The organism is Tenggerimyces flavus, from assembly GCF_016907715.1.
GTDB classification, from domain to species: domain Bacteria; phylum Actinomycetota; class Actinomycetes; order Propionibacteriales; family Actinopolymorphaceae; genus Tenggerimyces; species Tenggerimyces flavus.
The window spans coordinates 5,272,042-5,284,994 of record NZ_JAFBCM010000001.1 but is presented as its reverse complement, the minus strand read 5'-3'; the positions used below and the strand labels follow the sequence as shown (position 1 = coordinate 5,284,994).

At 69.2% G+C, this 12,953-nt stretch carries 7 protein-coding genes; 3 read left to right on the top strand and 4 right to left on the bottom strand.

The annotated features are described in order from the left end of the window. Positions 1 to 40: 40 nt before the first annotated feature. The 3 genes from JOD67_RS24750 to JOD67_RS24740 all read left to right on the top strand — a co-directional run bounded on the left by JOD67_RS24750 (position 41) and on the right by JOD67_RS24740 (position 7,607). Positions 41 to 4,090, top strand: coding sequence for an RICIN domain-containing protein (locus JOD67_RS24750; RefSeq protein WP_205120084.1), 4,050 nt, complete (start codon positions 41 to 43; stop codon positions 4,088 to 4,090). A gap of 137 nt (positions 4,091 to 4,227) precedes the next feature. Beyond that, positions 4,228 to 5,718: an MFS transporter gene (locus tag JOD67_RS24745; protein ID WP_205120083.1), complete on the top strand. Its 1,491-nt coding sequence runs from the start codon at positions 4,228 to 4,230 to the stop codon at positions 5,716 to 5,718. 5 nt (positions 5,719 to 5,723) lie between these two features. Further along, positions 5,724 to 7,607 carry an ABC transporter ATP-binding protein gene (locus JOD67_RS24740; RefSeq protein WP_205120082.1) on the top strand — a complete coding sequence of 628 codons (1,884 nt, stop codon included), beginning with the start codon at positions 5,724 to 5,726 and terminating at the stop codon, positions 7,605 to 7,607. A gap of 433 nt (positions 7,608 to 8,040) precedes the next feature. On the opposite strand, the gene JOD67_RS24735 is transcribed toward JOD67_RS24740, so the two are convergent. Genes JOD67_RS24735 through JOD67_RS24720 form a run of 4 tightly spaced genes read right to left on the bottom strand, consistent with a single transcriptional unit; the run spans position 8,041 to position 12,951 of the window. Further along, positions 8,041 to 10,272 (bottom strand): xanthine dehydrogenase family protein molybdopterin-binding subunit, encoded by a 2,232-nt coding sequence (locus JOD67_RS24735; RefSeq protein ID WP_205120081.1) that lies wholly within the window; start codon positions 10,270 to 10,272, stop codon positions 8,041 to 8,043. Continuing rightward, complete coding sequence (locus tag JOD67_RS24730; RefSeq protein ID WP_205120080.1) at positions 10,269 to 11,612, bottom strand: 8-oxoguanine deaminase; 1,344 nt, start codon at positions 11,610 to 11,612, stop codon at positions 10,269 to 10,271. Before JOD67_RS24730 ends, JOD67_RS24735 begins: the two co-directional genes overlap by 4 nt. Next, the gene (locus tag JOD67_RS24725) at positions 11,609 to 12,088 is read right to left on the bottom strand and encodes a (2Fe-2S)-binding protein (RefSeq protein ID WP_205120079.1); all 480 of its coding nucleotides are present in this window, start codon (positions 12,086 to 12,088) and stop codon (positions 11,609 to 11,611) included. The genes JOD67_RS24730 and JOD67_RS24725 overlap by 4 nt, the downstream gene beginning before the upstream one ends. Continuing rightward, entirely contained in the window at positions 12,088 to 12,951 is an 864-nt protein-coding gene (locus JOD67_RS24720; protein ID WP_205120078.1) for an FAD binding domain-containing protein, read from the bottom strand. The genes JOD67_RS24725 and JOD67_RS24720 overlap by 1 nt, the downstream gene beginning before the upstream one ends. Positions 12,952 to 12,953: the final 2 nt, after the last annotated feature.

Sequence of the window (12,953 nt, the reverse complement as noted above, 5' to 3'; positions counted from 1 at the left end):
TCCAGGGTTCGTTCGTGGTGACCGATGAACGTGGGTGGTCGTGGTGCGGCTGAGGGGTTGGGCGTTCGCTGCTGTGGCGGTCGCGTTGATCGTGCAAGGGATGGTCGCGACCGCTGCTCCGGCAGCAACGCTTGGAGCCGAGCCTCGCGGCCCTGCCGCGAGTGCGGCGGTCGCGCCGGCGAAGGAGCTCGCGCCGATGGCCGCGGCTGGCGTGCGGGCGAGGGAGACGGGGAAGCGGGTGGAGGTGTCCGCGTTCCGCACGGAGACCTCCGAGATCTACGTCAACCCCGACGGCACCAAGACGATGGACCAGCATCCGCTGCCGGTGCGGGTGCGTACGGGGGAGGGGTGGGTCGCGCCGGATCCTTCACTGCGCAAGGGGATTGACGGGTCGTACCGTCCGGTCGCGGCGATCACTCCGATCGTGCTGTCCGGTGGGGGCGGCAAGCACCTGCTGACGTTCGGCGAGCCCGGCAAGCGGGTCGACCTCGGCTGGGTCGGGAAGCTGCCGGCGCCCGTCGTCACCGGCTCGCGAGCGGTCTACCCCGAGGTGTTTCCCGGCGTCGACCTGCGGATCGACGTCGGCGTGAACGACTTCACGCATCTTTTGATCGTGAAGAATCGCCAAGCGGCGTTGAATCCCGCGCTCAAGACGCTCCGGTACCCCGTCAGCAGCGACGGACTGAAGCTGTCCGTACGGCCGGACGGGTCGACGCTCGCCACCAAGAACGGCAAGACGGTCTTCTCCGCCCCGCCGCCGACGATGTGGGACGCGGACGGCAAGCCGGAGCGGCTCGGCATCCAGCTCGCGAGCAAGACGATGACGTTGACGCCGAACGCCGGCATGCTGACCGATCCGAAAACGAAGTTCCCCGTCGCCATCGACCCGTCGCTCGACGGCCGGCTCGTCAACTGGGCGCACGTCAACCCCAACATGGACGGCCTGAACGCGTGGACCTACGACCGGAACGACGAGGGGGCCAAGGTCGGCCGCGCGTACGGGTCCATCGCGAACCTCTACCGGTCGATGTTCCTGCTCAACACGACCAGCGGCGCGCAGACGATCGCCGGCAGCCAGATCGTAAGCGCCACCTTCCGGATCACGCTCAACAAGACGCCGAGCAGCACAGTGACACCCGTTCAGCTATGGCGGCTGACCGACATCCAGACCAACCAGTTCATCAACTGGGACAACAGCGTCCCCGGCTTCTGGCTGGAGAACCTCGCCGAGGTCAAGGGCGAGGCGTATCCCTGGACCGAGGACAACCCGATGGAGTTCATCGGTGGTCCGGGCACGCTTCTGCATCGGGTGGTGCAGGATGTCGCGAACGCGCGCCGTCCCACAGTCACGCTCGGCCTGCGCGCACCGAACGAGACCACGTCTGCCGTGGCGCAGAACCAGTGGAAGAAATTCCACCCGAACACAGCCGTGCTCTCGGTGACGTACAACACCGCGCCACTGATGCCCAAGAACCTGAACTTCACCCGGTCGCGGCCGTGCGGAACGGCGGCCGATCCGACCGCGATCGCCACCCTGAAGCCGCAGTTCTCCGCGATCGCGAACGACCCGGACGCCGGCGACGCCGTCACCACGACGCTGCAGATCCTCAACCAGGCAGGCACTGTCGTCCACACGATCGACGTCGGTCCGACCGTCACTGGCGCGGCGTTCGCCTGGCCGGAGACACCCGCCGGCAAGTTGGCGGTGAACACGCTCTACCGCTACCGCGCGTTCACCCGAGACCCCCAGACGACCGGACCGGCGACACCGGACTGCTACTTCACCATCGACTCCGTCAAGCCGTCGATCCCTCGGATCCAGTCCAGCGACTACCCGCACGGCGAGCCCACCCTGTTGACCCAACGGGCCGGCACCGTGACGTTCCTCCCCGGCACGACGACGGAGACGGACGTGACGGAGTACGCGTACGGCTTCGACCAAGACGACCTTTCCCTGTCGGTGAAGGTGAAAGCCGACGGTACGGCCACGATCCCCGTCACGCTTCCACAGGACGACCCGTCGAAGACGCTGTACGTCAAGGCGGTCGACGAGGCCGGCAACGTCAGCGCGACCCGCCCACCCTGGTCCCTGCAGGCGATCGAACGTACTCCCGAGGACCCCGTCGTCCCCAAGACGCGCGGTGACGCCAACGGTGACGGCAAGGCCGATGTCACCGCGGTGTTCGATCACGGGTACGGACGGACCGCCATCTGGAACGTGACCTCGGACGACGGAAACGCCTTCCACAGTGGCTACATCGGCTGGGACAGCGGCGAGGCGGGTGGCTTCGCGTTGTACCGCACCAAGCCGGTGCAGGGCGACTTCGACGGCGACGGCCGGACCGAGCTCGCGATGTTCCGCGAGGGGGCGGGCCGGCAGGTGTGGCTGTACCCGCTCGTCTCGGACGGCAACAGGTACGACATGTTCCCGCACGTGTGGACGAGCCCGCCGAACAGCTGGCCCCTCAGCACGGCCCGCGTGATCGCCGGGGACGTGGACGGCGACGGCAAGGACGACATCGTCGTGCAGAACGCGGGCACGGGCGACAACTGGTCCGCGCTGGTGTTCCGTGCTTCGGACGGTTTCCGGACGCCGGTCACCTGGACGACGGCCGCGGTGGGCAACCCGTGGTCGCGCAGCGCGCCGCTGCTCGCCGACGTCGATGGCGACGGCAAGGACGACCTGCTGAGCATGCGGAACCAGACCGACTGCCGTACGACGGTTGATCTGTACAAGTCGACCGGCACGGGCTTCGCCGCGGCCACGACGATCTACGACAGTGGCGCTGGTGCGTTCTGCTGGGAGAAGAGCCGGACCGCGGTGACCGACGCAGACGGCGATGGCAAGGATGACGTCGTGGCTCTGTACGAGCACGCGGCCAACGACGCGGGGCTGTTCGTGTTCCGCTCTTCGGGGACCGCTCTGTCTGCTTCGTCGTGGTGGCGGCGTACGGGTGAGCTCGATCTGGCGAAGGCGTCGCTGTCTGCGGGCGACTACGACGGGGACGGCAAGGGCGACGCGGCGATCGTCTACGCGGGCGGCGCGAGTGGCGACCGTCAGGTGTACACGTTCCACTCCAGCGGCGCCGCGTTCGGCGACAAGGTGCTCGGCTGGGGTGGGCCGGTCGGCGCGGTGACGGGGCCGAAGTTCGACATCGAGCAGCGGACGTACGAGCTCGTCAACCGCAACAGCGGAAAGTGCCTGAACGTCCAGGGCGCGAGCACGGCGAACGACGCGCGGTACGTGCAGTACCAGTGCCTGCCGGTCGACCTGAACGCACGCTTCCACGTCGAGCAGGTAGCTGGGTCGGACCAGTACGCGCTGAAGCCGGTCCACACCGCGACGGCCGCCGGTCCGTTGAAGTGCGCGGACGTCGAGGACTGGAGCATGGTCGACGGCGGCCAGCTGCTGCAGTGGCCGTGCGGCAACGGCAACGGCGACCCGACGGCGAACCAGCAGTTCCTGCTCGAGTACGTAGACGGCGCCGCGTACGACACGGTGATCCATCTGAAGGCCGCGCACAGCGGGAAGTGCCTCAGCATCCTCAACGGGACGGTGGCCGACCTCGACCCAGTGAAGCAGGAGACGTGCGGGCAGGGCGCGAACCAGCAGTGGATCCTGCGCCCGGCGTTCAACGCGACCCAGCTGGGGGAGGGTGGTGCCGGCCGGTATCGCGTGGAGGCGGCGACCAGCACGGCACGGGTGCTGGACATCACGAACTGCCAGACCGCGGACGGGTCGGACGTGCGGATGTGGGCGTGGGTGACTGGGAGCCCGTGTCAGAGATGGAAGCTGGAGAGCATCGGTGACGACGTCTACAAGATCGTGGATCCGAACTCGAGCAAGGTGATCGACATCGACGGCTGCTCGAAGCTGCCCGGCGGGACGATCCACACGTGGACGAGCAACGAGTCGGAGTGCCAGCGCTGGCGGATCGAACCGAGCCCCGGTGGCAGCTTCTCCGTCCTGCAGCTCGGGTCGGGCTTGTCGCTCGACGTTGCTGGCTGCAGCTCGGCCCAGGGCGCCAACGTGGACACGTGGTTCTACCACGGCGGCGCCTGCCAACGGTGGTTCTTCAAGCGCCAGTGACCGGCGTGATCATGTACGTGATCATGAAGCCAAACTGTGCGTATACGACGGCTACGGCTTCACGATCACGTACATGATCACGGGCCAGGGGGCGCGGACTTGACCTCAACGTTGCTTGAGGTTCTACGTTCGAGGACATGACTGGCACCGCAATGCCGCAACGTGCCGGTCGGCGGGAGTGGATCGGGCTTGCCGTTCTGGTCCTGCCGACCGTTCTGATCTCTGTCGACATGTCCGTCCTCTACCTCGCCGTCCCCAAGCTCTCCGCCGATCTCCAACCCACCAGCGTCGAGCTGCTCTGGATCACCGACATCTACGGGTTCCTGATCGCCGGCTCCCTCATCACCATGGGCACGATCGGCGACCGGATCGGCCGGCGCAAGCTGCTGCTGATCGGCGCCGCCGCGTTCGGCCTGGCCTCCGTCCTCGCCGCGTACGCCCCCACGCCGGAGCTGCTCATCGCCGCCCGCGCGCTCCTCGGCATCGCCGGCGCGACCCTGATGCCGAGCACGATGTCGCTGATCCGCAACATGTTCCACGACGACAGGCAACGCACGGTCGCGCTCAGCCTCTGGATGACCGGCTTCTCCGTCGGCACCGTCATCGGCCCGCTCGTCGGCGGCCTGCTGCTCGAGCACTTCTGGTGGGGCTCGGTGTTCCTCGCCGGCGTCCCCGTGATGGCGCTCCTCGTCGTCCTCGGCCCGTTCCTCGTCCCGGAGTTCAAGACCCTGACGAACGGACGGATCGACCTCCTCAGCACCGCGATGTCGCTCGGCGCCATCCTCGGCGTGATCTACGGCCTCAAGCAGATCGCCGCCGACGGCCTCAGTCTGGAGGCGGCGGCCGCGATCGTCGCTGGCGCGGGCCTCGCCCTCGCCTTCGTACGCAGACAACGCCGGCTCGAGCACCCGCTGCTCGACCTCGACATGTTCAAGATGCGCGAGTTCACCGCGGCCCTGGTCACGATGATGCTCGTCATGCTGGTCGGCCCCGGCACCGCGTTCCTCGTCAGCCAGTACCTCCAGCTCGTCGCCGGCCTCTCGCCCCTCGAAGCCGGCTTCTGGTCGCTGATCCCGGCCGTCGCGATCGTGCTCGGGTTCGTCGCCGCGCCGATCCTGTTCCGCTGGCTCCCGCGCGTGTACGTCGCCGCCGGCGGCCTCGCGATCGGCGCGCTGGCGCTGCTGCTGCTCACCCAGACCGACCAGACGTCCGGACCGCTCGTCCCGACGCTCGCGCACACGTTGTTCTTCCTCGGCGCCTCGCCGCTGATCGTCGTCGGCATGGACCTCGTCGTCGGCTCGGCTCCGGTCGAACGTTCCGGCGCCGCCTCGGCGATCTCCGAGACCGGCTCCGAGCTCAGCGCCGCCCTCGGCATCGCCGCGTTCGGCAGCATCGCGACGGCCGTGTACGTCAGCGGCCTACCGGCGGACGCCTCGGCAGCCGTACGCGAGACCCTCGCCGCCGCGACCGGACCGGAGCTGGAACAGGCGCGGGAGGCGTTCGTCGGCAGCCTGCACGTCGTCGGCATCGTCGCCGCCGTGGTCGTCGCGACCGCCGCCGTCCTCACCGCGGTCCTGCTCGAGCGCGACAACGCGCGCGAGCCCGAGCTCGAAGTCGTGGAAAGCTAGTGCCCATGGACATGGAAACCACCGCGTGGACCTCGCTCTACCACGCGATGACCGCGGAGGAAGAGCGCCGCCCGTTCTCGATGGCGACGACGAAGCGGATCCTCGCCTTCGCGCGCCCGCACCGTCAGTTGCTGATCGCCTTCCTCCTGCTGAGCGTCGTCACCGCCGTACTCGCCGTAGCAACGCCGGTACTCGCCGGACGGGTCGTCGACGCGATCGTGAACAGGTCCGCGTTCAGCCTCGTGCTGTTCTTCGCGATCGTGATCGCGGTGATCGCGCTCGCCGAGGCCGGCCTCAGCGTCCTGCAACGCTGGCTGTCCGCGCGCATCGGCGAGGGACTGATCCTCGACCTGCGGACGGCGGTGTTCGACCACGTCCAGCGGATGCCGATCGCGTTCTTCACCCGCACGCGAACGGGCGCGCTGGTCAGCCGCCTCAACAACGACGTGATCGGCGCGCAGCGGGCTTTCAGCGACACGCTGTCCGGCGTGATCAGCAACGTCGTGATGCTGATCCTCACGCTCGTCGTCATGCTCGGGCTGTCCTGGCAGATCACCCTGATCGCGCTGATCATCCTTCCGGTGTTCGTGATTCCTGCCCGCCGCATGGGCAACCGGCTGGCCCGGATGGAACGTGAGGCCGCCAACCACAACGCCACCATGGGCAACACGATGACCGAACGGTTCTCCGCGCCCGGCGCCACGTTGGTCAAGCTGATGGGCCGCCCCTGGCACGAGTCGGAGGAGTTCGCCCTGCGGGCACGGCGTGTTCGCGACATCGGCGTCCGTTCGGCGATGGTGCAGTGGATCTTCATCGCCGCGCTCACGCTGGTCTCCGCGCTGGCGTTGGCGGTCGTGTACGGGCTGGGCGGCTTCTACGCGCTGCGTGGCACGCTCGATCCCGGCGACGTGGTCGCGCTGTCGTTCCTGCTCGTCCGCCTGTACGCGCCGCTCACCGCGCTCGCGAGCGCTCGCGTCGAGGTGATGAGCGCGCTGGTGAGCTTCGAGCGCGTCTTCGAGGTGCTCGACCTGAAGCCGCTGATCCAGGAGAAGCCGGACCCGAAGAAGGTGCCGGACGGCCCGGCTGCGGTCGAGTTCAAGGACGTGAAGTTCTCCTACCCGTCGGCGGACAAGGTCTCGCTGGCCTCGCTCGAGGAGGTCGCGAAGCTCGACACCCGCGGCGGCGAGGAGGTGCTGCACGGCATCTCGTTCCGCGCCGAGCCCGGGCAGATGGTCGCGCTGGTCGGCTCGTCCGGCGCGGGCAAGTCGACGATCGCGAGCCTGCTGCCGCGGCTGTACGACGTGGACTCCGGCTCGGTCACGATCGGCGGTGTGGACGTACGGGACCTCTCGTTCGACTCGATCCGCGACGCGCTCGGCATGGTCACCCAGGACGGGCACCTGTTCCACGAGTCGATCCGGTCGAACCTCATGCTCGCCGCCCCGGAGGCCACCGACGACGAGATCTGGGAGGCACTGCGCCGCTCCCGGCTGGACACGTTGATCGGCTCGCTGCCCGACGGGTTGGAGACGGTTGTGGGGGAGCGCGGCTACCGGCTCTCCGGCGGCGAACGGCAACGGCTGACGATCGCGAGGCTGCTGCTCGCGAAGCCGCGCGTCGTGATCCTCGACGAGGCGACCGCGCACCTGGACTCCACGTCGGAGGCCGCGGTCCAGGCCGCTCTCGGCGAGGCGCTCGCGGGCCGGACCGCGGTGGTGATCGCGCACCGGCTGTCGACCGTCCGGGCCGCCGACCAGATCCTCGTGATCGAGGGCGGCGTCGTGGTCGAACGAGGCACCCACACCGAGCTGCTCGCCGCGGGCGGGCGTTACGGCGAGCTGTACCGGACCCAGTTCGACCACGAGGACAGTCCGGCACCGGTCGCCTGAGACACACGTACGGGGTGATCTCCCCATAGTCGGTGGGCTCCGCAAGACGCGAGGCTCAGCTCCATGGAGTCCACCGACCACCGTCGTACGCCCTCCACACCGCGACCATGCGCAAGCTCGACGTCCACTCCCGCCTCCAACTGGCCGCCACCTCGACCGCCTCCGCGCCGAGTGACTCCCCAGTGGTGGCAAATGATCATGTTTACATGATCATTTGCCGCTCTACGTGGGGTACACACCGTGCAAAGTAGCCACTCGCCAGGTAAGGCGACATCGGTGCCCATCCGCCAACACCACCGACTTCTGGCCCCGCTCAGCCGCTCCTCGCCCCGCCACGCCCCGTGATCATGTACGTGATCATGAAGGCGGAACCGCCCCAGGTGCCAGTTCGGCTTCATGATCACGTACATGATCACCGGGGGCTGGCGGTCGGTCAGGTGCCGGTGATGTCCTCCGGGCGGACCGGGATCCGCGCCAGCGCACGACCGGTTGCCGCGCGGATGGCGGCGACGATGGCGGGCGTGGACGAGATCGTCGGCGGCTCGCCGACTCCTCTCAGACCGTACGGCGCGTGCGGGTCGGCGAGCTCCAGCACGTCGATGGTCATCGGCGGCATGTCGAGGATCGTCGGGATCAGGTAGTCGGTGAACGAAGGGTTGCGCACCTTCCCCTCCGACACCTGGATCTCCTCCATCACCGCCAACCCCAACCCCTGCGCGGAGCCGCCCTGGATCTGGCCCAGCACGGCCTGCGGGTTCATCGCCTTCCCGACGTCCTGCGCGCACGCCAGTTCGACCACCCGCACCAGGCCCAGCTCCACGTCCACATCCACCACCGCGCGGTGTGCCGCGAAGGCGTACTGCACGTGCGCCACGCCCTGCCCGGTCCGCTTGTCCAGGGCGAACGTCGGCCGATGCCGCCACTCCACGGTCTCGTCGACGACCTCAGAACCCAACACAGCAACGAGATCCAGCGACTCGTACGACGAAGCACCACCCGCGAGCTTCACCACCCGCGCCCGGACGGCGTCGCACGCTGCCTTCACCGCACCGCCCGTCACGTACGTCTGCCGCGAGGCCGAGCTCGACCCCGCGCTCCCCACCGAGGTGTCCGCCGGCGCCATCGTCACGTTCGCGACGCCGAGCTCGGTACGGGCGATCTGCGCCATGACCGTCACCAAGCCCTGGCCGACCTCGGCGGCCGCCGTCTGCACCGACACCACCGGCTCACCGGCGACGACCTGCAGCAGCACGCGCGCCGTCGAGTAGTCGTCGAAGCCCTCCGAGAAGCCGACGTTCTTGATCCCGACCCCGTACCCGATGCCGCGCACGACACCCTCGCCGTGCGTCACGTTCGACACGCCACCAGGCATCGAGCGCAGATCCGTGTCCGCCACCGCCGGAAGGGGCTTCGCCTGCACACGAGACAGCAGCTCCGCCACCGGAGCCGGCGAGTCGATCACCTGCCCGGTCGGCAACGACGAGCCCTCGCTCATCGCGTTGAGGACCCGCAGCGCCACCGGGTCCATCCCCAATGCCGAAGCCAGTTTGTCCATCTGCGACTCGTACGCGAACGCCGCCTGCACCGCGCCGAAGCCGCGCATCGCCCCGCACGGAGGGTTGTTCGTGTACATCCCCCAACAGTCCATCGCGACATGCGGCACGACGTACGGACCGACGCCGAGCGTCGCCGCGTTGGCCACCACCGCGGACGTCGTCGACGCGTACGCCCCGCCGTCCAGATGGACCGACGCCCGCACGAACACCAGCCGGCCGGAAGAATCAGCCCCGTGCTCGTACCGCAGCACCGCGGGGTGCCGGTGCACGTGTCCGAAGAACGACTCCTCGCGCGAGTAGACCATCTTCACCGGCTTGCGCGTGTGCAGCGCCAGCATGCACGCGTGCACCTGGATCGAGATGTCCTCGCGCCCACCGAACGCGCCGCCCACGCCGCCGAGTGTCAACCGCACCTTGTCAATGGGCAGGCCGAGCGCGTGCGCCACCTGCCCCTGATCGACATGCAGCCACTGGGTGGCGATGTAGAGGTCGACGCCGCCGTCTTCGGCGGGGATCGCGAGCCCGGACTCGGGACCGAGGAACGCCTGGTCCTGCATGCCCACGTGGTACTCACCGGTCACGACGACCTCGGCCTCGGCGTCGTCCGGCGAACCGGCGCGGATCCGCACGTGGCGCACGATGTTGCCGCCCTCGTGCAGGTGCGGCACGCCGTCGAACGCAGCGGTCTCGACGTCGACGACGGGCTCGAGCACCTCGTACTCGACGGCGATCTTCGCGATCGCCCGGCGCGCGGTCTCCGGATGGTCCGCGGCGACGACGACGATCGGCTCACCGTGGTAGCGGACGATGTCGACCGCGAGCACGGGTTGGTCGGCATGTTCGGGACCGTAGATGTTCTCGCCCGGCACGTCCTCGTGCGTGAGCACCGCGTACACACCCGGCAGCGCCAGCGCGGCCGAGAGGTCGACCGAGAGGATCCGCGCGTACGGATGCGGGCTGCGCAACGTCGCGCCCCACAGCATGTCGTCGGCCCACAGGTCGGAGGAGTACGCGAACTCCCCACGTACCTTGAGGATTCCGTCCGGGCGCAGCGGGCTCTCGCCTACGCCGCCGACGGTACGGGTGCGGAGATCGGAGGGCGCGGTCATGACGCCATCCGCCGACCGACGACGGCCAACTCAGCGGCGATCTCGGCTTCCGAAGTCGTCAGCAGCTCGTCGGACTCGACGACCGCCTCGCCGCCGACGAGCAACAACGCGAGCGGCGGAACGTCCGAAAAGACCAACGCCGCAACGGGATCCATGATCCCCGCGTGGTCCAACCCGGACAGCCGCCACACCGCGAGATCGGCCAGCTTGCCGACCTCGAGCGAGCCGAGCTCGTTCTGCCTGCCCAGGCACCGCGCGCCGCCCATCGTCGCCAGCCACAGCGCCTGCCGCGGCGTCAACGCGGTCGCGCCGTCCCGCCAGCGCGCGACATACAAGGCCTCCTGCAACTCACCGGCCAACCCGCCCGCCTCGTGCGACGCGGCACCGTCGACGCCGAGCCCGACCGGAGCGCCGGCATCAAGCAGGGCGCGAACGGGCGCCATGCCCGCGGCGATCCGCGCGTTCGAGCTCGGGCAGTGCGCCACGCCGGTCTGCGAAGCGCCGAGCCGATCGATCGCCGCGTCGTCGAAGTGGATGCCGTGCGCCAACCACACGTCGTCGGCCAGCCAGCCGAGCTCGTCGGCGTAGTCGATCGGCTTCACCCCGAACTCCGCCAGGCACTGCTCTTCCTCGTCGACCGTCTCCGCGAGGTGGGTGTGCAGCCGCGTCCCCGTACGCCGCGCCAGCTCGGCGCCCTCCCGCATCAGCTCCTTGCTCACGGTGAACGGCGAGCAGGGCCCCACCGCGACCTGGATCATCGCGGCCGGCGACGGATCGTGGAACCGCTTGATCGCCTCCTCGGTCGCGAGCAACGCCGCCTCGGTCGTCTCCACCACACTGTCCGGCGGCAGCCCGCCGTGCGACTCGCCGCGGTCCATCGACCCGCGTACGCCGAGCAGCCGGATGCCCACCCGCTCGGCGCCGCGGACGACCGCGCCGAACACGTCGCCGCCCTCGCGTGGATGCAGGTAGCAGTGGTCCGCTGCCAACGTGCAGCCGGACAACGCCAGCTTCGCCAGGCCGGCCGAGGCGGCGGCGTAGAACTCGACGTCGGTCAGCCGCGCCCACACCGGATACAACGTCGTGAGCCAGCCGAACAGGTCCGACTCGGGCGCGTACCCACGCGTCGCCCACTGGTACAGGTGATGGTGGGTGTTGACGAACCCCGGCGTCACCAGGCAGCCGGAGCCGTCGATCCGGCGATCGACCGCGCCTTCCGGCGCGGGGCCGGGGCCGACCGCGGTGATGCGACCGTCCTCGATGACGACATGGCCGTCGGCGTACTCGTTGCTCGCGTGGTCCACCGTCGCGATCGCGGCGTGCTCGATGACCGTTCTCACTGCCGAACCCCCGTTCGCGCACGCGTCGCCGCGAGGCGCACCGCGTCGATGATCATCTCGTACCCGGTGCACCGGCACAGGTTGCCGGCCAACGCCTCGCGGATCTCGGCATCGGACGGATCGTCGTCGCGGCGCAGCAGCTCGTGCGTCGCGACGATCAAGCCGGGCGTGCAAAAACCGCACTGCACCGCGCCCGCCTCGATGAACGCCTCCTGCACCGGGTCAAGGTCGTCACCGGACGCCAGGCCCTCGACCGTACGGACGTCCCGGTCCTGCACCTGCCCCGCGGCGACCAGGCACGAGCACACCGGAACGTCGTCGAGATAGACCGTGCAGGAACCACATTCGCCTTGCTCACAAGCGTTCTTGGAACCCGGCAGACCCATCCGCTCACGCAGGACGTAGAGCAGGCTCTCGCCCTCCCAGACGTCGTCCGCCTCCTGCAAGGTCCCGTTGACAGTGAACGTCACACGCATCAGGACCACGCTCCCGTTTGATAGTCGTGCCAGGCCCAGCCCAGCGTGCGGCGGGCCAGCACACTCAACGCGTGCCGGCGGTACGCCGCCGTTCCCCGTACGTCGTCGATCGGCGATGCCGCTGCCGCCACGAGACGGCCGAACTCCAGTCCCACCGTCTCGGGGAGCGAACCCCGCGTCTCCCAGGGCAGCTCGCCCGAGAGGAACGCGTCCGCCTCGGGCGCCCGCACCGGTGTCGGCGCCGCCGAGCCGATCCCCGTTCCGACGACCCGCTCCCGAGGGTGCAGTGCGAGGCCGAACGCGCACACCGCGATCACCATCGCGTTGCGCGTTCCCACCTTGCTGAACTGCTGCGGACCAGTGGCGAGGGGGAGCAGCACCGAGTGGATGAGCTCGTCCGGCGCGAGCGCGTTCTTCTTCACCCCGGTGAAGTAGTCGTCGATCGCGATCTCGCGGCGCCCGCGGACAGACTCCGCCACCACCACCGCGTTCGACGCGAGCAGCGGGGGATGGGCGTCGCCCGCGGGAGACGCTGACCCCAGGTTGCCGCCGACCGTGCCACGGTTGCGGATCTGCGGCGACCCGACGGTACGCGAGGCGAGCGCGAGCCCGGGCAGCCGCTCGCCGAGCTCGGTGATGATCCGCGTGTACGGCACGCCGGCGCCGAGCTGGATCGAGCCGTTCGACGGGCTCCACTCGCCGAGCTCCTTCACCCCGCCGAGGTCGAGCAGGACGTCCGGCCGCCGGACGTCGAAGTTCAGCTCGACCATCACGTCCGTACCGCCGCGGATCGGCAGCGCGGACGGATGCTCGGCCTTGGCGGCGAGGGCGTCGGTCCAGGTCGTTGGCCTCAAGAACTCCATGA

Bases quoted from the DNA above. Each gene is read 5' to 3' on its own strand.
- JOD67_RS24745 (WP_205120083.1), top strand. From the start codon at position 4,228: ATGACTGGCACCGCAATGCCGCAACGTGCCGGTCGGCGGGAGTGGATC.
- JOD67_RS24740 (WP_205120082.1), top strand. From the start codon at position 5,724: ATGGACATGGAAACCACCGCGTGGACCTCGCTCTACCACGCGATGACC.
- JOD67_RS24735 (WP_205120081.1), bottom strand. From the start codon at position 10,272: ATGACCGCGCCCTCCGATCTCCGCACCCGTACCGTCGGCGGCGTAGGC.
- JOD67_RS24720 (WP_205120078.1), bottom strand. From the start codon at position 12,951: ATGGAGTTCTTGAGGCCAACGACCTGGACCGACGCCCTCGCCGCCAAG.
- JOD67_RS24725 (WP_205120079.1), bottom strand. From the start codon at position 12,088: ATGCGTGTGACGTTCACTGTCAACGGGACCTTGCAGGAGGCGGACGAC.